The sequence below is a fragment of the Pasteurella sp. WM03 genome (assembly GCF_004570945.1).
Classification (GTDB): domain Bacteria; phylum Pseudomonadota; class Gammaproteobacteria; order Enterobacterales; family Pasteurellaceae; genus Rodentibacter.
Window position 1 is genome coordinate 350,691 of the sequence record NZ_SPPO01000002.1, and the last position, 25,762, is coordinate 376,452.

Genomic DNA, 25,762 nt, shown 5'->3' on the forward strand with positions numbered 1-25,762 from the left:
TTTTGTATCCCTAAGCATTAAGTCCTTTTCATTATTGAGAATTCACTATATCATAGGCACTTATTTTTTATGTCGCCCCTGCATTCTTGCAGGTTTTGTTTCTACTCAGTACCAACTTATTTGGTGAAATTAGGGAGAAAACCAAAGCTAGTGGAAAATCAGGTTCAAAACAAGCCTATTATTGAGCTTCGTTCAATCAAAAAATCCTACGGTTCTAACACCATTATTAACGACTTTAACTTAACCATTAATAACGGTGAATTTGTCACTATTCTCGGGCCTTCAGGCTGCGGAAAAACAACAGTATTACGTTTGTTAGCGGGTTTAGAAGAATTAGACTCGGGTCATATTATTTTGGATGGTGAAGACATTACCGATGTGCCGGCTGAAAAGCGACACATTAATACGGTGTTCCAAAGTTATGCCCTATTTCCGCATATGACTATTTTTGAGAACGTGGCTTTTGGTTTGCGTATGCAAAAAGTACCCGAGGCAGAAATTAAACCTCGTGTGCTGGAAGCTTTGCGTATGGTGCAATTGGAAGAAATGGCTGATCGTAAGCCGACCCAATTGTCAGGTGGTCAGCAGCAACGTATTGCGATCGCTCGTGCTGTGGTAAATAAACCTAAAGTCTTATTGCTTGATGAATCCTTATCCGCATTGGACTACAAACTGCGTAAACAAATGCAATATGAACTTAAGGTATTGCAACGCCAATTAGGTATCACCTTTATTTTCGTGACTCACGATCAAGAAGAAGCCATCACCATGTCTGATCGCATTGTGTTGTTACGTAAAGGAAAAATTGCACAAGATGGTTCTCCACGCGAGATTTATGAAGAACCGGCAAACCTATTTGTGGCACGCTTTATTGGTGAAATTAACGTCTTTAATGCAACTGTCATTGAACGTAAATCCGAAAATGTTGTACTGGCAAATGTAGAAGGCCGTGTCTGTGATATTTATACCGATATGCCGGTAGAAAAAGATCAAAAGCTTCAAGTTCTCCTTCGTCCTGAAGATATTGTGATTGAAGAACTTGATGAAAACGAACAATCTAAGGCAATTATCGGCCATATTATTGACCGCACTTACAAGGGGATGACATTAGAATCTACCGTAGAATTCGACCATAACGGTATGCGTGTGCTTGTGAGCGAATTCTTCAATGAAGATGATCCGCACATGGATCACAGTGTTGGACAACGTGTTGGTATTACATGGCACGAAGGTTGGGAGGTTGTACTCAACGATGAAGATAATCAATAATAAATTTCAAAAAATTACTGTTGCAATTATCTTCAGTTGGCTTATTTTCTTTGTGCTAATTCCAAATCTGTTGGTTTTAGCCGTTAGCTTTTTAACTCGAGATGGTAGCAACTTCTACGCATTCCCGATGACCATTGAAAACTATACAAACTTGTTTAATCCGCTTTATGCGCAAGTTGTATGGAACTCTTTGTCTATGTCGTGTATTGCCACGGTTATTTGCTTGATAATCGGTTATCCGTTTGCTTTTATGATCAGCAAAATTAACCCGAAATATCGACCGCTCTTGTTATTCCTTGTGGTTCTACCGTTTTGGACAAATTCACTCATTCGTATCTATGGAATGAAAATATTCCTTGGCGTAAAAGGTGTCTTGAATACGATGTTAATGGATATGGGGATTTTAAGTGAACCCATTCGCATTTTGAATACGGAAATTGCGGTGATTATCGGATTAGTGTATTTGTTATTACCGTTTATGATTTTGCCACTCTATTCAGCGATTGAAAAATTAGATGGTCGCTTATTAGAAGCCGCAAGAGACTTAGGTGCAAATACTTTCCAACGTTTCTTTCGTGTTATTTTGCCATTAACCATGCCTGGTATTATTGCCGGTTGTCTCTTAGTGTTACTGCCGGCAATGGGAATGTTCTATGTGGCAGATTTATTGGGGGGGGCAAAAGTCCTGTTAGTGGGTAACGTCATTAAGAGTGAATTCTTAATTTCCCGTAACTGGCCGTTTGGTTCTGCAATTAGCATTGGATTGACAATCTTAATGGCATTGCTAATTTTCGTTTATTATCGTGCAAATAAACTATTGAATAAAAAAGTGGAGTTAGAATAATGAGCCGTTTACTACGTAATGTGTTTATGTTTGTGGTATACGCTTATTTGTATATCCCAATTATTATCTTAGTAACCAACTCCTTCAATGCAGACCGCTATGGTTTAAATTGGAAAGGATTCAGTTGGAACTGGTACGAGCGTCTATTTAATAACGATACCCTAATTCAGGCGGCAATTCATTCCGTGACCATCGCGTTCTTTGCAGCAACCCTAGCAACGATTGTCGGCGGATTAACCGCAATTGCATTATATCGCTATCGTTTCCGTGGTAAGCAGGCTGTGAGTGGAATGCTATTTATCGTGATGATGTCGCCGGATATTGTTATGGCTGTTTCATTATTAGCATTGTTTATGGTTGTGGGGATCTCATTAGGTTTCTGGTCATTACTATTAGCACATGTGACCTTCTGTTTACCTTACGTCACCGTCACTATTTTCTCCCGTTTAAACGGATTTGACGCCAGAATGTTAGAAGCGGCAAAAGACTTAGGGGCAAGTGAAGTAACCATTCTTCGTAAAATCATTCTTCCGCTTGCTTTACCAGCGGTGATATCCGGTTGGTTATTAAGTTTCACCATATCCCTAGACGATGTTGTCGTCTCCTCATTTGTGAGTGGTGTCAGCTACGAGATTCTCCCATTACGAATCTTCTCACTAGTGAAAACAGGCGTTACGCCGGAAGTTAATGCATTAGCAACCATAATGATCGTGCTTTCATTGGCATTAGTGATTTTAAGCCAATTAATCACACGTAAAAATAACCACTAATCACAAACAAAAGGTTTCACAAACCCTTTAATATCAAATAGAATACGCCTTGACGCACAATCAAGGCGTTTTTTTATACCTACAATTCCTGTAGGTGTTTTTTTTACCCCTCTTTTACGGAGAACAAACAAAAATGAAAAAATTTGCAGGTTTAATTACTGCCGGTTTAGTGGCTGCAACCCTAACAGCTTGTAATGACAAAGAAAACAAGTCTGAGAATGCAAATGCACCGGCTACTGCTAATGATACTGTGTACTTATATACTTGGACTGAATACGTACCAGATGGTCTTTTAGATGACTTCACGAAAGAAACCGGTATTAAAGTTATCGTTTCAAGCCTTGAATCAAATGAAACCATGTATGCAAAACTCAAAACCCAAGGCACAGCCGGTGGTTATGATGTGATTGCACCATCAAATTACTTCGTGTCTAAAATGGCACGTGAAGGCATGCTAAAAGAACTTGATCACAGCAAATTGCCTGTCATTAAAGAATTAGACCCTGATTGGCTCGACAAACCTTATGACAAAGGAAATAAATATTCCCTTCCTCAATTACTGGGCGCACCGGGTATCGCATTTAATACTAATGCCTACAAAGGCTCAGATTTCACCTCTTGGGGCGATTTGTGGAAGCCTGAATTCGCCAACAAAGTACAATTATTAGATGATGCACGTGAAGTCTTTAATATTGCTTTATTAAAAATCGGTCAAGATCCAAACACTCAAGATCCATCTATCATCAAACAAGCCTACGAAGAATTATTAAAATTACGTCCAAACGTACTTTCTTTCAATTCAGATAACCCTGCTAATTCTTTTATCTCAGGTGAAGTAGAAGTCGGTCAATTATGGAACGGCTCTGTACGCATTGCGAAAAAAGAACAAGCACCTTTAGATATGGTATTTCCAAAAGAAGGTCCGGTACTCTGGGTTGATACTTTAGCGATTCCTGCAACGTCAAAAAATCCGGATGGCGCACATAAACTTATCAATTATATGTTAAGTGCAAAAGCAGCTGAGAAATTAACACTAGCAATTGGCTATCCAACCGCTAACGTTGAAGCGAAAAAAGTATTGCCAAAAGAAATCACTGAAGATCCGGCAATCTACCCTACCGCTGAAATATTAAAAAACAGCCACTGGCAAGATGATGTAGGTGATGCAATTCAATACTACGAACAATACTACCAAGAATTAAAAGCGGCGAAATAATCTCGCTGAGTTTAAACACCTTTAAAGTGCGGTCAAAAATGTAAGATCTTTTGACCGCACTTTTTTATATTAATCATTATAAAAATCTCTATATAAAGATTTGATATAAAAACACGACAAAATTTACCTTACCTTCCCATTTTTTGACTTAAATCATCATCGCCTAAATTAATAGCTTTAAAATCCCACTAATCATTAAGAGTTATTATTTCGCTATTTTTTTACTACGTTGGAGTACATTCATGCCAAAAACAATCAAAATTATGACCGCACTTTGTCTCATCAGCATAGGTGCATTAGCTTTGTGGGGAAGCCAAGCTATTATGCATAAAACCAGCTCAACAGAATTCTGTGTGAGCTGCCATTCCATGAACCCTCCACAACAAGAATGGGAAGGTTCAACTCATTTTACTAATGCAAAGGGCGTTCGTGCAGAATGTTCTGATTGCCATATTCCAAAGGAAGGCTGGCACTATGTGAAAGCGAAATTTATCGCATTAAAAGATGTGTGGCATGAAATACAAGGCAAACTAGACTCTAAACAGCAATATGAAGCGCACCGAGCAGAAATGGCACAACGTGTATGGAATGAGATGAAAGAGACAGATTCCGAAACTTGTCGTAGTTGCCACCGTTTTGATGCCATGGAATTTTCCGCACAAACAAAATTAGCGAAAGAAACCCATCTCAATGCGAAAGCTAATGGACAGACCTGTATTGATTGTCACAAAGGTATCGTGCATTTCTTACCTGAATCTCTCGGTGATGAAAGCAAACAATCATCGACCTCTTTAGGTGGAAATATCACTCAAGATTCGTCTATTTATGCAGCTGAGATGACAACGGCACAAGGTGAACAAGGCGGAGATATCCGACTCATGCCTTATGCGGAAATAACGAACTGGCAAGCAAAAGGCGAGCAATTACAGGGTACTTTACACGGCTGGCAACAAGTTGGTGCGGATTCTGTGGTTTATCAAGATCTTGGCAAACGCATTACCGTGGCATTAGTAGATGAAGAGGCACGCAAAGGTATGAAAGTGTTGCAAACCAAACATAATGAAGTCACAGATTCAGATTGGAAAGAAGTGAGTCTTATCGTTTCTGTGCCAAAAGAAAAAATGTCCTCAGATTTGACCGCACTTAACCAATACGGTAGTCAGTTAAACCAAGCACATTGCAGTAGTTGCCACGCTGCGATTAGTGCCGATCACTATACAGCAAACCAGTGGATTGGCGTGGTAAACTCCATGAAAGATCGGACTTCTATGAATAAAGATGAAGTGCGTGCTTTAACCATTTATTTACAACGTAACGCCAAAGATATGGCTGCAAAATAATTCACTTCTCATATGAAAACGAGGTTGAAATGAAAAATAATAATGTCAATCAACAACGCCGTGATTTCTTAAAAAATACATCTCTTGGAGTAGCAGGTGCCTCACTTTCCGGTGGTATGATGGGGGCAGTGCTGTCTAAAAGAGCGGTTGCGTCAGCGCCTGAATTAAAAACAGTGGTAACCGCTGCACACTGGGGGCCGATTGGCGTAGTCGTGCAAGATGGTAAAGCAGTAAAATCCGGGGCAGCAATCGAGCCGGCTATCCCTAATGAACTACAAACTGTCGTTACCGATCAACTTTATAGTGAAACCCGCGTGAAATACCCAATGGTACGTAAAGGCTATTTAGAAAACCCAGGGAACAGTGATACCACAATGCGTGGACGAGATGAATGGGTACGAGTGTCTTGGGAGCAAGCGCTCGATCTTGTGCATAATCAACTCCATAAAGTGCGTGAACAATATGGCGCAAGTGCGATTTATGCAGGTTCTTATGGTTGGTTTAGTAGTGGTTCCCTTCACGCCTCCCGTACATTGCTACAACGTTATATGAATGTAACAGGTGGCTTTGTCGGCTATAAGGGGGACTATTCTACGGGCGCTGCGCAAGTGATTATGCCTCACGTACTTGGCACCATTGAAGTCTATGAACAGCAAACCAGTTGGGAAGTCCTACTTGAAAGCAGTGATATTATTGTGCTTTGGGGGGCGAATCCACTCACCACGTTACGTATTGCTTGGATGTCTTCAGATCAGAAAGGCATTGAATATTTCAAAAAATTCCAAGCCACAGGTAAACGAATTATCTGTATTGATCCAATAAAAAATGAAACCTGCCAAATGCTTGGCGCAGAATGGGTTCCTGTGAATACTGCAACGGATGTGCCATTCATGCTAGGGATCGCCCATACCTTAGTCAGTGAAAACAAACACGATAAAGCCTTCTTAAAAAAATACACAACAGGTTACAGTAAATTTGAAGATTATCTGCTTGGTAAAACAGATGGACAACCTAAAACCGCAGAATGGGCGAGTAAGATCTGTGGTGTACCGGTGGAAATCATTAAACAATTAGCCAATGATTTTGCTACCAAACGCACAATGTTGATGGGCGGATGGGGAATTCAACGTCAACGCTACGGTGAGCAATCTCATTGGATGTTGGTGACCCTTGCCTCAATGCTGGGACAAATAGGCTTACCGGGCGGTGGCTTTGGTTTTAGCTATCACTATGCAAATGGTGGCGTACCAACCACAACAGGGGGCACGATTGGTTCAATCAGTGCAACCCCATCTGCGGGAAGCAGTGAAAAAACATGGTTAGATGACGCAGCAAAATTTTCTTTCCCAGTGGCACGTATTGCCGATGCCTTACTCAATCCGGGAAAAACCATTGATTACAATGGAACAAAAATCACTTATCCTGAGATTAAAGTGGTCTATTGGGCAGGGGGTAATCCATTTACTCAGCACCAAAACACGAATTTATTAGTCAAGGCTTTCCAAAAACCGGAAACCGTTATTGTCAATGAAGTCAACTGGACACCAACGGCCCGTATGGCAGATATTGTCTTACCGGCAACAACGAGTTACGAACGTAATGATTTAACCATGGGTGGGGACTATTCTATGTTTGCGGTGTATCCAATGAAACAAGTCGTGCCACCACAATTTGAAGCGAAAAACGATTTCGATATTTTTGCCGAACTTGCTAAACGTGCAGGTAAAGAAGAGGAATTTACAGAAGGCAAAACGGAAATGGAATGGTTGGAAGGTTTCTATAAAACCGCTTTCACTGCCGCACGTCACAATCGTGTTGCGATGCCTCGTTTTGAGCGATTCTGGGAAGAAAATAAACCTTTCATATTTGAGGCCAATGAAGCCGCGAAAAAATGGGTACGCTATGCAGAATTCCGCGAAGATCCGTTGCTCAATCCTCTTGGCACACCATCAGGCAAAATTGAAATTTATTCTGATGTTGTAGCCAAGATGAATTATGACGATTGCAAAGGTCACCCGACTTGGATGGAGCCGGAAGAATTTGCGGGTAACACGACGGAGGATTATCCACTCGCCTTAGTCACACCCCATGCTTACTATCGTTTACATAGCCAATTGGCTCATACCTCATTACGCCAAAAATATGCGGTGAATGATCGTGAACCTGTTTTGATTCACCCTGAAGATGCCAAAGCTCGCGGTATTGTAAATGGGGATCTTGTCCGTATCCATAATGCACGAGGTCAGGTATTAGCGGGGGCGGTTGTGACTGAAGGGATTATTAAGGGGACAATCGGATTACATGAAGGTGCATGGTATGATCCGCTCGATCTCGGAGAAAGTGAAAAACCACTATGTAAAAATGGTAGTCCAAACGTGCTGACACGTGATGAGGGTACATCTAAATTAGCACAAGGTAACTCGCCGAATACTTGTATTGTGCAGGTAGAAAAATATACGGGGCTAGTGCCGGAAGTCACGGTGTTTAAACAACCTAAGCACTCAACATAAAACCACTGAAGAATTAACCGCACTTTTGAGTGCGTGAATCAAAGTGCGGTTAAAATCTAGTATTACCTAGCAAACGTTAAACAGGATTTTGGTTTTATTCGTAGGAGCACAGTCCGTGTATATCCGAATTTTAACCTGTTGAAATGATTTTATTTTATAACGGACACGCACAGTGTATCCCTAGGTTCTGTTAAAATTTCTGTTTCCGTGCTTGCTACATAATACCGATATCTACTCAAAGTGCGGTCAATTTTGACCGCACTTTTTTCTTAGGAAAGAATAATATCTTTTATATCCAGGCATTGAAACCACAAATTAGAGTGATAAAGTATCCCTTAACACTTGTGCGATACCGCTCTCATTATTTGATGTCGTGACCTGTTTAGCCTGTGATTTCACCTCTTCTTCCGCATTACCCATTGCGACACCTAACCCCACCACACTTAACATACTGATGTCATTATGATTATCGCCGAATGCGATCACTTCTTGTGGATCAATGCCCCACTCTTTTAATAATGCAAGTAATCTTCCGCCTTTCGTATTACCGGCGTTGGCAATATCAACACGATCCACCCACGACCATTCACAACTAAATTGTGAAATCGGCAGCTCATTCACGACATTATTCATAATCGCTTTATTTTCTGCGCTAATGACGCATTTCCAAATTGGATTATGATGATAGATCACCTCTTGAATACTGTCCACCTTACGTACATCAGGGCGTACATCTGCCGGGCAAGTTTCTACCCATTTCACAAATTTTTCCATATGCGGATTAAGTTGTGCATAATTCATTGAATCTCGGGAATACATCAGTAGGTGACAATGATGTTTTTCCGCAACATCATAAATTAATTGTGCTTGCTGTTTAGAAAGCGGATTGGCAAAAGGCGTGGAATCTGTCGCGACATCATAAACATAGGTGCCGTTACAACAGATAATCGGTGTATCTAAATCTAATTCATGATAATAAGGCTTGACGGCGGTATGATGTCTTCCTGTTACCAATAACACTTTAATTCCTTTATTTATGGCGGATTGAATTGCCTCTTTATTTTCAGGCAGAATACGCCCCTCAGAATTTAATAATGTGCCGTCAAGATCAAAGGCAACGACTTTGTAACTCATTTTACCCCTCTTAGATTAAAAAGGCGGTTAAACACCGCCTTATTCTCAACAAATATTATTGTCCGTAATAGGCATTTTTTCCGTGTTTACGGAGATAGTGCTTATCAAGTAATTCTTGTTGCATTGATCCAATATTTGGACGAATTTGATGACTGACAAAATTCATATACGCCACTTCTTCCAATACGACAGAATTATGCACGGCATCGAATCCGTCTTTTCCCCAAGTGAAAGGACCATGAGAATGAACTAATACACCCGGTACGGATTTAGGTTCAATATGACGTTTGCGGAAAGTTTCAACAATCACTTTACCGGTTTCCAACTCATACTCACCAGCAATTTCCTCCGGTGTCATTTTGCGCGTACAAGGGACAGATCCATAGAAATAATCACCTTGCGTTGTACCTAAAGCAAGAATATCCTCACCGGCTTGTGCCCAAGCCGTTGCATGACGGGAATGAGTATGTACCACCCCCCCAATATCCGCAAATTGACGATAAAGCTCTAAATGGGTCGGTGTATCTGAAGAAGGTTTTTTATCCCCCCAAACCCGATTACCATTGAGATCGACAATCACAATGTCATCGACAGTCATCAAATCATACTCTACCCCTGAAGGTTTAATCGCAACCAAACCGCTTTCACGATCAATTTCACTCACATTTCCCCAAGTGAAAGTCACTAATTTATATTTTGGTAGCTCAAGATTCGCTTTTAATACTCGTTCTCTTAATTCTTTTAACATTGGAAACCTCCTTCTTTCATTTTTTGCTCAATCCAACGGCGGGCATTGATAATTTCCGCAATCGGTTCATCCGCTTTTTCCGTCCACATTTCAATTAAAAATGCCCCTCGATAATTCAATTCGGCAAGAGTTTTAAAGCAAGCCACAAAATCAACACAACCCTCTCCAAACGGCACATCTCTAAATTGCCCTGCACAGGTTTCAGTAACCTTATAAGTATCTTTTAAATGAATGGCAGAAATTTTATCTATACCCAGTTTTAATTCTTCAGCGACATTATCATTCCATGCAGAAAGATTACCTAGATCAGGATAGACGGTAAACCAAGGCGATTTAATGATCTCATCCCACTTTTTCCAACGAGAAATGGAACTCATAAATTTTGTATCCATAATTTCTACGGCAAGCGTCACTTGGTTACTCGCAGCAAGTTCTACCGCCCACTCTAGCCCCTGCTGAAAACGTTCGATAGTGCCTTCATCCTGTTCTTCATAATAAACATCGTAACCCGCTAATTGAATCGTACGAATCCCTGTATCGACGGCAAATTGAATTGCCTTTTCCATAATTTCGTAGGCTTTTTGACGGGTCGCTTCATCACGGCTACCGAATGGAAAACGGCGATGGCCGGATAAACACATTGAAGGAATGGTTACACCGGTATTAACAATCGCTTTCACTAATTTTAACCGCTCTTTTTTACTCCAGTCTAAACGAGCCAAACGTTCATCTGTTTCATCAATGGATATTTCTACAAAATCAAAACCGCAAGCCTTTGCAATGGACAAACGATCTTGCCAACTAATGTTTTTAGGTAGGGCTTTTTCATAAATGCCGAGTTTATGTTTTCTCACGGAATACTCCTGTCAGAGGTTGAGGTATAAGTAATATGTTCGATATATGAACACAGTGAATCTCTTTTATTTGCCAATCTTTGTATTGAGCCATTTAAACAAGCATTACAGCTAAGCCTTTATCTCGTAATGATTGAATAAACTCAGGTTTCGCATTTTTATCGGTAATTAATAAATCAATATCTTGCAATTTAGTGAACAGCATACCCACTTGCTGTCCTAATTTTGTACTATCCAGTAACACCACATATTTACCCGCTTTGGCAGATAAACGTTGCTCTGAATTAGCAATAATCATATCAGTTTTATACAATCCTTCTGTTGTAAAACCTTTTCCACTGGTAAACATAATATTGGCTGCATAAGGACTTTCATTTTGGTTAAGAGAAAGGGTAATGGCTTTATTACGATTATATTGCCCCCCCATAATCACAAGATCTTCGTGATTGTTTTCAATTAATTTATTGGCAAGAGGAATAAAATTTGTGATGATTTGCAACCTTCTTCCACACAGATGATCACCCAACATTTTCATTGTCGAACCACAGGTTAAGATTATTGAATCCCCTTCTTGGCATAACCGGCTTGCCGCCTGAGCAATGCGTTGTTTCTCATCAACATTATTGATTGCCAAATTATCTTGATAATCTATTGATGAAGACTGTATGGATTCTGCACCATTACGTACCTTCTTTAATCGCCCTTGCTGCGCTAATTTATTGATATCTCGTCTTGCCGTTGCAGGTGAGACATTAAGTTGTTCAACAATTTCTGTTGTAGAAAGCGCCTTTTTATCAAGTAGCAATTGTAAAAGTCGTCTATGACGGTAATTTTCGTTCATTATATTTTCCTAGCTATATCTTTGATGCGAATAATGAACAAAAAATGAGCCACCTTCAAGTAAAAAGGTGGCTTTTTTTGTTATAACATTGATTTAAATTGAATATTAGGTTCGTGTTCAAAGCAATCATCGAAACCACGAGGGTGATGATATTCAATTAAATCCTTATCACGCGGGTAAACATACTTACCACCGACTTCCCAAATAAATGGATGGAATTTATATTGCAAGCGCTCTTTGCGCATTTTCCATAACTGGATAATTTCATCAGTACTCGCCATAAAGTTCGTCCAAATATCGTGATGAACAGGGATAATCACTTTACAACGTAAACTTTCCGCCATACGCAATAGATCAATAGAGGTCATCTTATCGGCAATACCGACCGGATTTTCACCATAGTTATTGAGTGCAACATCAATATCAAATTCTTTACCATGTTTAGCAAATTGAATTGAGAAGTGGGAATCCGCACCATGGTAAATATTACCACCCGGTGTTTTAAACACATAGTTTACTGCCTTGCGTCCCATTTCTTCATCTGATGGGCAAAGACCGGCTAGTTCCCCCCCTTGCTCTTCCGCACCTTCAACCGGTAAGGTGACTAAACAAGTGCGGTCAAAAGAATCAAGAGCGTGAATTTCGACATCTTTTAATTTCACTACATCGCCCGGTTTGACAACAATGATACGCTCTTCAGGTACACCCCATTTTTTCCATAATTCTGCACAATGCCAAGGACCGACAAATTTAACATGATCAAGCTTTGGATTATTGACAATTGCTGCCGCCACATTGACATCAATATGATCACTATGGTAGTGAGAAGCAAGAATGAAATCCACTTCATTAATTGCAAATGGATCTAACACCATCGGTGCTGCACGTAAGTTAGGTTGTAATTTACGCACACCTGCCATATTCGCCATTTGGTGACCACGTACCATATCTTTTACTTTCTTCGTATTTTTACCACGGCCACACCATAGATCCATACAAAGATTTGCCCCGCCCGGAGTCTTAATCCAAACCCCTACACAGCCCAACCACCACATAGCGAAGTTGCCTTCCGGTACAACTTCCTGCTCAATCTCTTCATTCAACCAAGTTCCCCACTCAGGAAAAGTAGAAAGAATCCAACTTTCACGAGTAATTTCTTGAATTTTGCTCATATTTAACTCCTTTGATTAATAAAATAGTCAAAACTAATCATATCAAATCATTTTTCTTTGTAAAATACTTTTTATAAAATTTGTGACCAAGATCTCAATTTATCTCCACTTATTCCATAAAATCGACTAGACAAACATTAAAGACCTGCTCAGTCAAACATTACTAGCGATTTAGAGAAAGTGAATAAAATCTATGACACTCATACACACTATAAAAAATAAAATGTGATATTGCTCACAAAAAATCAAATTCACTCTTTTCTATTCAAAAATAATTGCTATTATTTGCTAGACTTCTTTTTCGAAATGATTCGGAATGAATTCAAACACTCACTTAATTAAGGTCAACAGAGGTTCTGTTTATGGAAACATTATTAGATCTATTCATTGTATTTAGAGATCAGGTTCTAAATAAAGCACCGCTACTTCTAGGTATCGTTGCTTGTATTGGTTATATCCTTCTACGCAAAGATACGACAACCGTTATTAAAGGCACAATTAAAACCATTGTTGGTTTTATGCTTGTTCAAGTCGGTGCCGGTGAATTAGTAAAAGGCTTTAAACCAATCATTGAAAAATTATCCGAATATCACGGTTTAACCGGTGCAGTTATCGATCCCTACACCAGTATGCAAGCGACTATCGAAACGATGGCAGATAATTATGCTTGGGTGGGTTATGCCGTGTTACTGGCGTTAGCATTAAATATTTTGCTTGTTCTATTCAGACGCTTTACCGGGATTCGCACTATTATGCTCACCGGGCATATTATGTTTCAACAGGCAGGGTTAGTTGCCGTATTCTATATGCTCATTGGTGCATCAATGATGGAAACCATCATCTACACAGCGATCATCATGGCGTTGTACTGGGGGATTTCATCTAATATTATGTATAAACCAACTCAATCCGTAACAGGGGGAGCCGGTTTTTCTATTGGACACCAACAGCAAATTGCCTCTTGGATTGCCGTTCAACTCGCACCAAAACTCGGTAATAAAGAAGACAGCGTTGATAATATGAAATTACCTAAATGGTTACATATTTTCCACGACAGTATCTCTGCGACCGTATTAGTGATGACTGTATTCTTCGGCATTATCTTACTTTCTTTCGGCTTAGATAATCTGCAAACCATGGCAGGTAAAACACACTGGACAATTTATATTCTTGAAACAGGATTAAAATTTGCCGTAGCAATTCAAGTCATCGTTATCGGTGTACGTATGTTTGTTGCCGAATTATCCGAAGCATTCAAAGGTATTTCCGAACGTGTTATTCCTAATGCTGTGTTAGCCATTGACTGTGCGGCAATTTACGCATTTTCACCAAACGCCATGGTATTCGGCTTTATGTGGGGGGCAATCGGTCAATTCGTTGCGGTCGGTTTATTACTTGGTTTTGATGCTTCCGTACTCATCATTCCGGGCTTCATTCCAATGTTCTTCTCTAACGCAACAATCGGTGTATTTGCCAACCATTTCGGTGGCTGGCGTGCAGTGATGAAAATTTGTTTCGTGATGGGGATTATTGAAGTATTAGGTTCCGCTTGGGTTATCCATCTACTAGCGACCCAAGGTGCAACGTTTAACGGTTGGATGGGAATGGCTGACTGGGCATTATTCTTCCCTCCGGTATTACAAGGTATCGTTAGCGTTCCATTCTTCTTCTTTGTTATCTTAGCTGCTGCTTTCGTTTACATGGCATTCGCCGCGAAAAAATTACGCGCAGCCGAAGCCGCTGCTGCCGCTGCAGGCAAAACACTTGAACAAATGGACGGCTATGGTGTTGATGAAAACGAGCAAGAAACTGTTTCTCAAGATCACACAGCACAAAGTGCGGTCAAAAATGATGAAATTTCTGACGAAGCAGTGAAACCGGTACGCATTCTTGCAGTTTGTGGCTCTGGTCAAGGTTCTTCTATGATGATGAAAATGAAGATCAAAGGCTATCTAGACAAACGTGGTATTCCAAATATTATGGATTCCTGTGCCGTTACCGACTATAAAGGTAAACTAGACAGTACAGATATTATTGTTTCGTCTAAACATTTATCCGGTGAGATTCAAGTCGGCGAAGGTAAATTTGTATTAGGTGTACAAAATATGCTTAACCCGAACTCTTTTGGAGATGAGTTAATCGAATTGATCAACAAATTCCAAAATAACAAATAATTCAACACAAAGTGCGGTCAATTTTCAACAAAAATTGACCGCCCCAATACACAAATCGTTAAGGATAAACTATGTTAAAAGAATCACTTATTGCTAACAATTCCATTAAACTCAATCAAACTGCCTCAGATTGGAAAGCCGCCATTAAAATCGGCACGGATTTATTAGAGGTTTCAGGTGCCATTGAACCACGCTACTACGACACGATTATTAGCAATATCGAAAAAATGGGGCCTTACATTATTCTAGCTCCCGGTCTTGCCATGCCTCATGCCCGCCCGGAAGAAGGCGTGATCAAAACTGCCTTTGCTTTGGTTACCTTAAAAGAGCCGATTTATTTTGATGGTGAAGATGATCCAATCTATGTCCTCATTACCCTTGCGGGTAGTGATTCTGATCAGCATATGCAAGGCTTAATGGAAATTACCCAAGTACTTGATGATCCTGAAAGTGATGATGGTGTAGATTTAAATCGTTTCCGCCATTGTAACAATGCAGATGAAGTCTATGCAGCCATTGATAAAGCATTAAACGGCTAATCTTCATTCAAATCAAAGTGCGGTCAAAATTAACCGCACTTTCTCCCTATTTCAATTTAACAAAAAGGAATAATGACTATGTCTAAACCATTATTACAAATTGCCCTTGATTCCCTTTCTCTAGAAAAAGCTGTTGCCGATGCCAAACAAGCAGAAAATTTAGTGGAAATCATTGAAGTTGGTACCATTCTTGCCTGTGCCGAGGGTATGAAAGCAGTCAGCACATTACGGGCTTTACATCCAAACCACATCATAGTTTGTGATTTAAAAACCACTGATGGCGGCGCAATTTTAGCAAAAATGGCATTTGAAGCGGGAGCTGACTGGCTCACTGTTTCGGCAGCAGCCCACCCTGCAACCAAAGCAGCCTGTAAAAAAGTGGCAGATGAATTCAATGCAGCTCATCCTGAATTAAAAGTAAAAAAAGAAATTCAAATTGAAATCTACGGTAATTGGACAGTAGAAAAAGACGCGAAAGAATGGGTTGAATTAGGTGTAAAACAAGCGATCTATCACCGCTCTCGTGATGCTGAATTAGCAGGTAAAGGTTGGACATCTGAAGATGTTGAATTAATGAAGAAATTATCTGCTCTCGGACTTGAACTATCAATCACTGGCGGTATTGTGCCAGAAGATATTCATCTATTCAAAGAAATCAAAAATGCGAAGGCCTTTATTGCCGGTAGAGCACTCGTTGGAGAAAAAGGCAAAGCAACCGCTGAAGCTATTCGTGCTGAAATTGAAAAATATTGGGCTTAATATACAGATAGAGCAAGCTGTATTTAAAAAATTTTACTAAATTCATCACAAAAATCGGATAAATTATTCAATTTATTCGATTTTTTATTGCTTGTTTTTGAAACTATTGAAATTTTAAAAAATAAATTCTAACCGTTCCCAATCTAAGAGGTGCGAAAGTTTATTTTTTGCAGAATCCAAAAGTGCGGTTAATTTTAAAATAAAAAAGCGAACATCATGCTCGCTTTTTTAAACACCAAACTAGGATTGAATTTAGTTAATTACAGAAACATTTAATGACGAACCGCCAACAATTTGAACACGTTTTCCTGCCACAAATTTTGAATCGGCTTTTTGGACGACAACGATAGTTTTACCATCATCTTTTTTAATCACAAGCTCTGCACCATTAACTTGGCTCGCTTTTTCTTCAATCTTACTACCTGCTACAGCACCGGCAATTGCACCAACAGCAGTTGCAATCGCTTGACCACGGCCACCACCAACAGCACTACCGGCAATACCACCAAGTACACCACCACCAACAGTACCAATAACACCTTGGTTATCCGCCTGAATTTTTACCGGACGAACCGAAACCAATGTACCGTAGCTAATTGAACGTGCTTCTTTTGCTTGATCTGCCGAATACACATCGCCACTAAAAATATCAGTATTTGCACACCCTGTTACACCAAGTGCAACAATCAATGTGAATGCTATTGTCATCTTTTTCATCATGAATCAACCTTATAAATTAAATCGGATTTCTTAGTGACCAAGTTGAAATATTCTTTAAAGCATTACCATTGTCAGAAACTTTTACACAAGCACCAACAACAAGGGTCGAATCATACTGATGAGTAACGCTTTCAGTTTCACCTTCAGGCTTATATGAGCAGTTATTTTTCCGAATTGTTAATTGAAGGTTTTCCCCCTCCATTTGACTAAAAATAACCTGACCTTTATATGCACTTTCATCCTTTTGATTATTTAATGAACAAGCTGCCAAACCTAAACTTAATAAAATAGCTAATGCAAGGGTCATCTTTTTCATTATGCTAAACCTCGAGTATTTTCTTAATAGAATAAGGGTGAACTTTTATGCAAGTATGGTTCTCTCGTTTATCCGCAAAACTCACTGCAATAGAAGGATTTGGTAAATTCTCTCCTTCAACTTTTGGTTCACTAACTTTAATTGTTAATTGGGTTAAATGTTGCCACAAAAACTGTTGATTGATCCTTTCTATCCATGCTTCAACCGATTCATCAGGAAAAAAAGGAATCACAATCTCAATATGTTCCCAAGTTTCTTGGGGATATTGCTTGTTTTTCGGAAACGGTAGCTCAATAATATCAACAAATTGTCCCGCAAAAGAAAGTGGCTTTTCTAATTGAATTAAATAGATAGGCCGCCCATTGACGATATTATCGGACAAAATTCTACCGCACTTTAATAAATGTGTCAGCCAAATTTTGGCATTTTGCTCACTATTCACCCGTAAAGCAAGATGATCGATTTCGTAATCCCTTAAATCAAGTTTCATTTCCGAAGCAAGCGCCTGGATTTTTTCCTCAAAATCAATTAATTCAACCTGAAGTGCGGTCAAATTTTCATTAAAATTTGTCATATTCGCCCTTTAAGAAATGCCTAAAGAACGCTATCATAGCCGATTATTTTTACTATTCAAATTTAACGTAAGGAAAACCGTGAATATTCAATCTATTTTATCGAATAAAATTAAGCAGGCGATGATTGCTGCCGGTGCTGATGAGTCTTGTGATTCCCTCGTACGTCAATCAAGCAAGCCACAATTTGGTGACTACCAAGCAAATGGTATTATGGCTGCGGCTAAAAAATTAGGATTAAATCCACGTGACTTTGCCCAGAAAGTATTGGATCATGCTGATTTTTCTGATATTACCGAAAAATTAGAAATTGCGGGTCCTGGTTTTATCAATATTTTCCTAGCACCAAGTTGGATTGCTAAAAAAACCTCTGATGCACTAGCCCAACCTAATTTAGGTATTCAAGCAGAGGAAAAACAAACGATTGTCATCGACTATTCCTCACCAAACGTTGCAAAAGAAATGCATGTAGGGCATCTCCGCTCAACCATCATTGGCGATGCCGTTGTGCGTACCCTAGAGTTTTTAGGTCATCATGTTATCCGCGCAAACCACGTCGGCGACTGGGGAACGCAGTTTGGTATGCTGATTGCTTATCTCGAAAAAATGCAAAATGAACAGGCTAACGATATGGAATTACAAGATTTAGAAACATTCTATCGTGAAGCCAAAAAATATTATGACGAAGATGAGACCTTTGCTGAAAAAGCACGTAACTATGTCGTGAAATTACAAAGTGGCGATGAATACTGCCTTGCAATGTGGAAACATTTGGTAGATATCACCATGCAACAAAACCAGCATAATTATGATCGTTTAAATGTCACCTTAACAGAAAAAGATGTTATGGGGGAAAGTCTGTACAATCCAATGTTACCCAACATAGTTGAAGATTTGAAAAAACAAGGTTTGGCGGTTGAAGATGATGGTGCGTTCGTGGTGTATTTAGATGAATTTAAAAATAAAGAAGGCGATCCAATGGGTGTCATCGTACAAAAAAAAGATGGTGGTTTTCTGTACACTACCACGGATATTGCCGCAGCAAAATACCGTTATGAAACATTAAAAGCCGATCGAGCTCTCGTTTTCTCTGATACCCGCCAAAGCCAACATATGCAACAAGCGTGGCTTATTACACGTAAAGCAGGTTATGTGCCAGATAGCTTCTCTTTGGAACATAAAAATTTTGGAATGATGCTCGGTAAAGATGGTAAGCCATTTAAAACCCGTACTGGCGGTACCGTAAAATTATCAGATTTATTAGATGAAGCGATTGAACGTGCGACAATCTTAATCAATGAAAAAAGTGCTCATCTATCTGATACCGAAAAGACAGCCGTTATTGAAGCAGTAGGAATCGGCTCAGTGAAATATGCGGATCTTTCCAAAAACCGTACCACAGATTATGTATTTGATTGGGACAATATGTTAAGTTTTGAAGGTAATACCGCACCCTATATGCAATACGCATATACCCGTATTCGCTCAATCTTTAACAAAGTCAATATAGACTCAACCGAGCTTTCTAATGCAGAGGTAATCCTACAAAATGAAAAGGAGCGGGCTCTAGCCGTTAAATTACTCCAGTTTGAAGAAGCCGTTCAAACCGTAGGAAAAGAAGGGACACCACATATCCTTTGTTCCTATTTATATGAATTAGCCGGTGTATTCTCTTCTTTCTATGAGCAGTGCCCAATTTTAAATGCAGAAGATGAGAAAGTTAAGTTAAGCCGTTTAAAATTAGCGCTATTAACTGAAAAAACCTTAAAACAAGGTTTAACATTATTAGGTATTAAAACTATTGAAAGAATGTAATCTTTATCGAGAAGGCGCTCAACGCGCCTTTATTTTTTTACGTTAAAAAAGGATTCGAAACTTTTTCTCGCCCAATCGTTGTATAGGGACCATGACCGGCAATAATAATCATATCATCATTGAGCTTGAATAATTTCTCACGAATTGATGAGATAAGCTGTTCATAATTTCCTCTAGGAAAGTCAGTACGCCCAATTCCACCTTGAAATAATACATCACCAGTAAATGCAACTTTCTTTTCTTGCTCAATAAAGCCAATATGTCCCGGTGTATGACCCGGTAAATGTAAAATATTAAATTGGAAATCGCCGATATTAATGATTTCTCCTTCATGTAACCAACGATCCGGTAAAAAAGCATTAGTATGCGCGAGTCCAAAGTGCTCCGCCTGTTCAGGTAAGCTTTCAAATAAAAATTGATCGTCTTCCTGTGCACCCCAAATCTCAACATTGAAATAATCTTTCAACAACATTGCCGCACCAACATGATCAAGATGAGCATGAGTCAGTAAAATAACCTTTAAATTCAACTTAAGCTCTTCAATTTTCTGAATGAGTTTTTCTGATTCACCACCAGGATCAATAATGGCTGCATTTTTGTCATCATCCCAAATTAAAGAACAATTTTGCTGAAAAGCTGTAACAGGAATGATCTCTATATTCATTTTTTCTTTTCTCCAAAACAAAAACCGCACTAAAGTGCGGTTAATTTTTCCAATATTTTACACACCACGCCAAGTTCTTACCGGACCGGTATCAACATGAACAAAATTACTACGAGGATAAAACCCAACCCCTCCATCATGTAAATTTTCTGCCGACTGCTTAATTTTAACAAGAGGCACACCATCAATACGAAAATCAATCGCCTGCCCTTTTACATGATAACTATTACTTGCTACACCGCGACTTTGGCGATGACGCATCGCGTTTGTGGAAGGAGAACGATAACCACAAATAATCTGAATCTCTGCAGTTTGTAGTCCTAAATTTCCTTGAATACGATAAAACTTCATAAATAAGTTTGGATCCATACGGTGCACTTGATTTGTTCGTTTATCACGCATGAAATAATCAAGTTTTTTCAATATTGAGGTAGTAAAACCACCATTTGGTGAAAACGTAGCACTTAAACGCTCACCGGTATTAATATTACGAAACGCCAAAATACGAGGCCTAGGTGTAGAAACCATCGCAAAAACAGTATTTGGCACCATACTTGCACCTAGCATAATTCCGCCTAAAGATAACCATTTCCGACGACCTTGATTTATTTTATCCATGATTCTGTCTCTCTTTCCTTTACTTCGTTTTTCGACTTAAAAAATACAGCTTAGTTCACCAAAGTGCGGTCAATATTAAAGATATTTTTTCACCGTATTCCAGTTTATTTCACTACTGCTAATCGCATTATCATATTTGTAAATATCCGGTAGTGATTTAGTTTGACCGTTTTCAACCCATGCGGTGACATAATATAAGAAAACGGGATTATCCGAGCGGATATTGGCTGAAGTTGTTTTCTTACTCGCTAGGACATTTTTCTTCCGTTCCTCGCTCCATCCCGCTTCTTTTAATAATATACCGGCAAGCTGAGACGATTTTTCCACCCGAACACAACCAGAGCTTAATGCTCTATCCTTACGTGAAAAAAGACCATGATTCGGCGTATCATGCAAATAAATTGCATCTGAACTCGGCATGTTAAATTTATAATTACCCAATGCACTATCTCCAGGAGCTTGACGAATACGATAAGGGAAATTTTTACCAATTTTATTCCAATCAATGGAATAAGGATCAATACTATTTCCTTTACTATCAAGAATACTATATCCATGGGCAGCCGCATAACCCGGATCGCGCTTCAACTTCGGTACAATATCTTCATTAATCAAACGTGTAGGCGCATTCCATGGCGGATTCACGACAACATTACTTAATTTACTATACATCACAGGCGTACGACGCTGATCTTTACCAACAATGACTCGGGACTCCAATACCAATCTCCCATCACGATAATATTGTAATTGATAGCTTGGAATATTCACAAAAATACCATTGTGAAAATCCGGAATAACACGTAAACGCTGCGCGTTAATGGCTAATTTCTTACCTGTAGGTGAGATCCCTGATGATGAAATCATTGATGATAAAGCCTGAATTGTTTGATGATAATGTGAATTTTTTGTTGATAAACCATTCACATAAGCCAAAACATCATTATTTTTAACTGCACTCAACCATTGCTGAATCTGTTCATCCGTTGGGGCTTGCGGCTTATAGACACTTGAGCCATACAACCAACGTTGGGCTTGCTGATTAACATTTGTGCTGTAATAAATGTAATCTAAAAAAGCATCACTCAACAATACATCATAAACTAAACCGCCATTTTGTTCTGAACGATTTAAATTTTCTAGTAATTGCGCTGATCGTTTAGAAACAGCGCTCGCAACCATAGCCGCATATTCACGTAGAAATTGTTTCTCTGCCGATTTATCCTTCCATAGTAAATCATACTTATTATCAGCATAAAGTTTTGCAAGAATCGGCTTAAATTGTAAATTTTGCTCACCGATTTCATGAGTAAGAGACATCTCAAGCATAGCTTGCTTTTCAGCGGCCAAGCGAGCTTGATCCTCTTTAATTTCAGCCTCTAGCCTAGCCCTTTCTTCCGGTGAAAGTTTCGACATATCAATATTTGATAAGCTATGATCTGTAGTCGAATTTTTTGCCCAATCAGCCAATGCACAACCAGATGTTGCCATTGAGAGGGGCAACACCAATACCCCTAATTTTAATATTCCTTTCAACATAAAAGTTCCCTTAGAGATTGACAAAAGAAACCGCACTTTATCCAAGAGCGGTCAAAAATTGATGATTTTTTACTTCTATTTTTTCGAATCCTGCTGAATTTTCATATTCACTTTTTGTTGCTTTTTACTTAATTTCACTAAATCAGCCATCATTTTTTCAGCTTCTTTCAAGAAAAAATCCGGTGCTTCATAATCTTTTGGTAAAGCATCAATATCTTTTAACGGTTTCTTACCCTCACGTTTAAAACGCTCATTAATATCTTTCAAACGTCTTGCATCATCAAGGTCGTTTTCTGTTTTACGTGCTTGATAATTTAAAGACATAAACTTACGATCACGACGTTCATCACGAATTTTTAATTCGTCATTTAACGCAATAAATTCCGGATCTTTCGCAACACGCTCCTGATGATTTTTCTCTAACACTGGAATATATTGACGAATATGTCCCACTTCAGAATAACTCGCCGCAGGAATTTTATCCCAAGGCAGAGCATTACTTTCTTTTTCCTCACCGTTTTCTTTCGCATCAATAATTTCAGGGAATTTAATATCCGGTGCAACTCCTTTTAATTGTGTAGAGCCCCCATTAATGCGATAAAATTTTTGAATAGTATATTGCAAGATACCAAGTGGTGCTTGATCTAAATCATAAATGAAATTCAGAGAACGACTTTGCTGCACTGTCCCTTTACCAAAGGTATTTTGCCCCACAATAATCCCTCGATTATAATCCTGCATTGCGGCTGCAAAGATTTCAGATGCTGAAGCACTGAAACGATTAACCATAACAATTAATGGGCCTTTATATCGCTCTGCACGATCATCATCTTCATGTACCCGAATTCGCTGATAAGCATCACGAACTTGTACCACCGGACCATCAGTAATAAACAAGCCACTTAATGCAACGGCCTCCGTCAAAGCGCCACCACCATTTTCACGCAAATCAACAATTAACCCTTTTATATGCTTTTTATCGGCTTGAACCAATAATTTTTTCACATCTCCTGTTAAACCGATGTAAAAACTTGGGATTTTAATGACGGCAATATTTTCACCATCCACTTTTTCAACAGTGAGTTTGGCTGCTTGATCCTCAATACGAACTTTATCACGTACTAAAGTCACAATACGTGATTTCCCACCTTTGGCAGGCTCAATTTCCAAACGAACTTTCGTGCCTTTTTTACCTTTTATTTTGTCAACAATATCTTCCAATCGCCAACCAATGATGTCTTCAATCTCGCCTTTTTCTTGCCCTACACCAATAATTTTATCGCCGGCTTTCAATTTCTTACTACGTTCAGCCGGAGCGCCAGGAACAAGAGATTTAATGCTCGTTTCATCATCTTCAGACTGTAACGTTGCGCCAATCCCTTCTAACGAAAGATTCATACTTTCATTAAAACTTTTTGCAGTACGTGGCGCAAGATAACTGGTATGCGGATCAATCTCACGTGCAAACGCATTTAAATAAACCTGAACAATATCATCTGCCTTTGTTTGTGTTAGACGGCGAATAGCCAAATTATAGCGTTTCACCAGTTTCTCTTTGATTTCTGACCATTTTTTGTCTTTCAGTTTCAAATTGATCACATCATTCTTTACACGTTCTTCCCAAAGACGGTTTGCCTCTTCTTCTGTTTTAGGAAAAGCAGCCTTTTCACGATCAATTTCAATTTGATCTTGACCATTTAAATCGGGCTCTTTATCCAATAAGGAAAGTGCATAGGCATAGCGCTCGTACCGACGCTTCATCATTAACTCATAAATCGAAAAAGCAGCAGAAAGATCGCCTTGGTTTAATTGATCATCAAGTTGAGCGCCGTATTTACTCCTCAATTCATCAATATCCGACTGTAAAAAGGTGTTACGGCTGTAATCTAAGTTTTTAATATAACGATCGAAAATTTGCTCGGAAAAAGCGTCATCAAGCTGAAACTTATGATAATGAGATTGCGTTAAACGTGTTGTCGCACGTTTTGTTGCCAATTGATTTTCCTCCGTAATAGAAGGAATTTGAATATCACTTAACTTCAGCTTAGGTGCGACAGCAAAGCTCACACCAACATGAAAAAGCAACGCACTTAATACAGTACTTGCGACAATACTTTTGGACATTGTAAATTTCATTTAACCTTTCTCGATAATAAAAATATCAATGTTATACAAATAAGCGATCTGCTGTGACGCCCATAACTAAGCCATTTTCAAGCTCAACACGTGCTGAATCTTTCAATACTTCAACAATAGTACCTTTCTTCGCATTATCCCCAACTCTTACTTTCACAGAATCACCTGTACGAAGTGAAGAAAAATCAACCGCACTTAATTCAAACTTTGGCTTACGTGATGCTTTTGAAAAATTTTGGCGGCGTGGTTGACGTTTTTGTTGTGCTCTTTTCTCAGCTAACTCTGCCTTACGTTTTTCAGCAAACTTTGCTTTCGCTTCTGCGAGCTGTGCAGCAGCATGTGAAACATGTTCAGCCTCTAAAACACCGGCAGGATTACCATACAAATCAACACGTACAGCCCCTTCACGGCAACCGTGCAAATAACGCCAGTTTGACGTATACTGACGAAGCGCATGGCGCAATTGGGTTTTACTGACACGCTCATCATCTCTTAGTGCTTCTGCCAAATCTTGGAATAAACCAATTTTGAGAGGTTTTGCCTCCCCTTCTAAAATAAAGCAGTGTGGAAACTTTTCTGCTAAATAAGCAATAATTTCCTTATTATTTGTCAATTTTTGTAAATTTGATGATATGTCTTCGGTTTGAACATCAACTTGAGAATCAGCCATTTTTTGTCCTAGTACTAAAAATAAAAAACCTGCGTAGTGTATCGCACTTTTGCAAGCCTTGACAATGGTTCAAATATATTCTTTTTTCTCAGTTGAACTAAAGAAATACCCAGTGATTAGAAATATTTTTACGATATTATACAGTGATTGCACAAAGTTGTTTTTGGGTTTAGTTTTAGAAATGCCGTACGCGTACCTGTTTATAATATATTGCAATAATTTTAGGGGCTGACGTAGATTAGTCCTAAATTTCACACCACTTTCGCAATGTTTTTAACTGCTCTTTTGGTGTACCAAAGTTAAACCGAAATTCACATTCCTTCAAGAATAAAGGAAAACTTTTTCGGTCTATTCCATTATATTTTCGAAGTATCCGCTTAGCTTGACTCCAAAAATTTTCAATTCCATTGATATAGTTTTGTTTCACCGCAAACAACTCTGAATGGTTAATCCGTTCGTGGTGAAATTCGCTTACATCAAGGGCATCATAACTACGATAAGTATCGGTATAAACCCAGCTATCAGGCTTGATTTTCCTTGCT

24 protein-coding genes are annotated in these 25,762 nt (G+C 39.1%); 10 read left to right on the forward strand and 14 right to left on the reverse strand.

Annotated features, from left to right (window positions below):
* Nucleotides 1–150: 150 nt before the first annotated feature.
* The 6 genes from potA (at nucleotide 151) to torA (ending at nucleotide 7,949) form a co-directional block, all read left to right on the forward strand.
* Nucleotides 151–1,269, forward strand: coding sequence for a spermidine/putrescine ABC transporter ATP-binding protein PotA (gene potA, locus E4T92_RS03790; protein WP_077493819.1), 1,119 nt, complete (start codon nucleotides 151–153; stop codon nucleotides 1,267–1,269).
* Complete coding sequence (potB, locus tag E4T92_RS03795) at nucleotides 1,253–2,113, forward strand: spermidine/putrescine ABC transporter permease PotB (protein ID WP_077541158.1); 861 nt, start codon at nucleotides 1,253–1,255, stop codon at nucleotides 2,111–2,113. The genes potA and potB overlap by 17 nt, the downstream gene beginning before the upstream one ends.
* On the forward strand, nucleotides 2,113–2,883 hold the full coding sequence (potC, locus tag E4T92_RS03800) for a spermidine/putrescine ABC transporter permease PotC (protein ID WP_077541159.1): 771 nt from the start codon (nucleotides 2,113–2,115) through the stop codon (nucleotides 2,881–2,883). The genes potB and potC overlap by 1 nt, the downstream gene beginning before the upstream one ends.
* Nucleotides 2,884–3,016: 133 nt before the next feature.
* On the forward strand, nucleotides 3,017–4,099 hold the full coding sequence (locus E4T92_RS03805; RefSeq protein WP_135093502.1) for an extracellular solute-binding protein: 1,083 nt from the start codon (nucleotides 3,017–3,019) through the stop codon (nucleotides 4,097–4,099).
* A gap of 242 nt (nucleotides 4,100–4,341) precedes the next feature.
* Nucleotides 4,342–5,439, forward strand: coding sequence for a NapC/NirT family cytochrome c (locus E4T92_RS03810; protein ID WP_135093503.1), 1,098 nt, complete (start codon nucleotides 4,342–4,344; stop codon nucleotides 5,437–5,439).
* 29 nt (nucleotides 5,440–5,468) lie between these two features.
* A complete protein-coding gene (torA, locus tag E4T92_RS03815; protein ID WP_135093504.1) occupies nucleotides 5,469–7,949 on the forward strand; it encodes a trimethylamine-N-oxide reductase TorA in 2,481 nt (826 codons plus the stop codon).
* Between the two features lie 315 nt (nucleotides 7,950–8,264).
* Here the strand turns inward: torA and E4T92_RS03820 are convergent, their stop codons facing one another.
* The 5 genes from E4T92_RS03820 to ulaG form a co-directional block, all read right to left on the reverse strand.
* Complete coding sequence (locus tag E4T92_RS03820; protein WP_135093505.1) at nucleotides 8,265–9,083, reverse strand: pyridoxal phosphatase; 819 nt, start codon at nucleotides 9,081–9,083, stop codon at nucleotides 8,265–8,267.
* Nucleotides 9,084–9,138: 55 nt separating this feature from the next.
* Complete coding sequence (gene araD, locus E4T92_RS03825; RefSeq protein ID WP_077541168.1) at nucleotides 9,139–9,831, reverse strand: L-ribulose-5-phosphate 4-epimerase; 693 nt, start codon at nucleotides 9,829–9,831, stop codon at nucleotides 9,139–9,141.
* Complete coding sequence (locus E4T92_RS03830; RefSeq protein ID WP_077541170.1) at nucleotides 9,825–10,685, reverse strand: L-ribulose-5-phosphate 3-epimerase; 861 nt, start codon at nucleotides 10,683–10,685, stop codon at nucleotides 9,825–9,827. Before E4T92_RS03830 ends, araD begins: the two co-directional genes overlap by 7 nt.
* A gap of 94 nt (nucleotides 10,686–10,779) precedes the next feature.
* On the reverse strand, nucleotides 10,780–11,526 hold the full coding sequence (gene ulaR / locus E4T92_RS03835) for an HTH-type transcriptional regulator UlaR (protein WP_135093506.1): 747 nt from the start codon (nucleotides 11,524–11,526) through the stop codon (nucleotides 10,780–10,782).
* Between the two features lie 80 nt (nucleotides 11,527–11,606).
* Nucleotides 11,607–12,698 carry an L-ascorbate 6-phosphate lactonase gene (gene ulaG / locus E4T92_RS03840; RefSeq protein WP_077541174.1) on the reverse strand — a complete coding sequence of 364 codons (1,092 nt, stop codon included), beginning with the start codon at nucleotides 12,696–12,698 and terminating at the stop codon, nucleotides 11,607–11,609.
* Between the two features lie 362 nt (nucleotides 12,699–13,060).
* Between ulaG and E4T92_RS03845 the strand changes: the two genes are divergently transcribed.
* From E4T92_RS03845 to E4T92_RS03855, 3 genes are all read left to right on the forward strand, one after another.
* Complete coding sequence (locus E4T92_RS03845) at nucleotides 13,061–14,872, forward strand: PTS ascorbate-specific subunit IIBC (protein ID WP_135093507.1); 1,812 nt, start codon at nucleotides 13,061–13,063, stop codon at nucleotides 14,870–14,872.
* A gap of 71 nt (nucleotides 14,873–14,943) precedes the next feature.
* The gene (locus tag E4T92_RS03850; RefSeq protein WP_135093508.1) at nucleotides 14,944–15,411 is read left to right on the forward strand and encodes a PTS sugar transporter subunit IIA; all 468 of its coding nucleotides are present in this window, start codon (nucleotides 14,944–14,946) and stop codon (nucleotides 15,409–15,411) included.
* Between the two features lie 78 nt (nucleotides 15,412–15,489).
* A complete protein-coding gene (locus E4T92_RS03855) occupies nucleotides 15,490–16,170 on the forward strand; it encodes a 3-keto-L-gulonate-6-phosphate decarboxylase UlaD (RefSeq protein WP_135093509.1) in 681 nt (226 codons plus the stop codon).
* Between the two features lie 252 nt (nucleotides 16,171–16,422).
* Here the strand turns inward: E4T92_RS03855 and E4T92_RS03860 are convergent, their stop codons facing one another.
* Genes E4T92_RS03860 through E4T92_RS03870 form a run of 3 tightly spaced genes read right to left on the reverse strand, consistent with a single transcriptional unit; the run spans nucleotide 16,423 to nucleotide 17,780 of the window.
* Nucleotides 16,423–16,887 carry a glycine zipper 2TM domain-containing protein gene (locus tag E4T92_RS03860; RefSeq protein ID WP_135093532.1) on the reverse strand — a complete coding sequence of 155 codons (465 nt, stop codon included), beginning with the start codon at nucleotides 16,885–16,887 and terminating at the stop codon, nucleotides 16,423–16,425.
* Between the two features lie 19 nt (nucleotides 16,888–16,906).
* Nucleotides 16,907–17,206 (reverse strand): hypothetical protein, encoded by a 300-nt coding sequence (locus E4T92_RS03865; protein ID WP_135093510.1) that lies wholly within the window; start codon nucleotides 17,204–17,206, stop codon nucleotides 16,907–16,909.
* A 4-nt stretch (nucleotides 17,207–17,210) separates the two neighbouring features.
* The gene (locus E4T92_RS03870) at nucleotides 17,211–17,780 is read right to left on the reverse strand and encodes a VOC family protein (protein WP_135093511.1); all 570 of its coding nucleotides are present in this window, start codon (nucleotides 17,778–17,780) and stop codon (nucleotides 17,211–17,213) included.
* 79 nt (nucleotides 17,781–17,859) lie between these two features.
* On the opposite strand from E4T92_RS03870, the gene argS reads away from it, so the two are divergent.
* Nucleotides 17,860–19,593: an arginine--tRNA ligase gene (argS, locus tag E4T92_RS03875; RefSeq protein WP_135093512.1), complete on the forward strand. Its 1,734-nt coding sequence runs from the start codon at nucleotides 17,860–17,862 to the stop codon at nucleotides 19,591–19,593.
* A 37-nt stretch (nucleotides 19,594–19,630) separates the two neighbouring features.
* On the opposite strand, the gene E4T92_RS03880 is transcribed toward argS, so the two are convergent.
* The 6 genes from E4T92_RS03880 to E4T92_RS03905 form a co-directional block, all read right to left on the reverse strand.
* Nucleotides 19,631–20,257 carry an MBL fold metallo-hydrolase gene (locus E4T92_RS03880; RefSeq protein WP_135093513.1) on the reverse strand — a complete coding sequence of 209 codons (627 nt, stop codon included), beginning with the start codon at nucleotides 20,255–20,257 and terminating at the stop codon, nucleotides 19,631–19,633.
* A gap of 57 nt (nucleotides 20,258–20,314) precedes the next feature.
* On the reverse strand, nucleotides 20,315–20,875 hold the full coding sequence (locus tag E4T92_RS03885; protein WP_135093514.1) for a YcbK family protein: 561 nt from the start codon (nucleotides 20,873–20,875) through the stop codon (nucleotides 20,315–20,317).
* A 75-nt stretch (nucleotides 20,876–20,950) separates the two neighbouring features.
* Nucleotides 20,951–22,414: a L,D-transpeptidase family protein gene (locus E4T92_RS03890; protein WP_135093515.1), complete on the reverse strand. Its 1,464-nt coding sequence runs from the start codon at nucleotides 22,412–22,414 to the stop codon at nucleotides 20,951–20,953.
* 75 nt (nucleotides 22,415–22,489) lie between these two features.
* Nucleotides 22,490–24,550: a carboxy terminal-processing peptidase gene (prc, locus tag E4T92_RS03895; RefSeq protein ID WP_135093516.1), complete on the reverse strand. Its 2,061-nt coding sequence runs from the start codon at nucleotides 24,548–24,550 to the stop codon at nucleotides 22,490–22,492.
* Nucleotides 24,551–24,581: 31 nt separating this feature from the next.
* Nucleotides 24,582–25,220: an RNA chaperone ProQ gene (proQ, locus tag E4T92_RS03900; protein ID WP_135093517.1), complete on the reverse strand. Its 639-nt coding sequence runs from the start codon at nucleotides 25,218–25,220 to the stop codon at nucleotides 24,582–24,584.
* A gap of 244 nt (nucleotides 25,221–25,464) precedes the next feature.
* On the reverse strand, nucleotides 25,465–25,762 hold a 298-nt coding region (locus E4T92_RS03905; RefSeq protein ID WP_135093518.1), incomplete at its 5' end, for an IS1595 family transposase.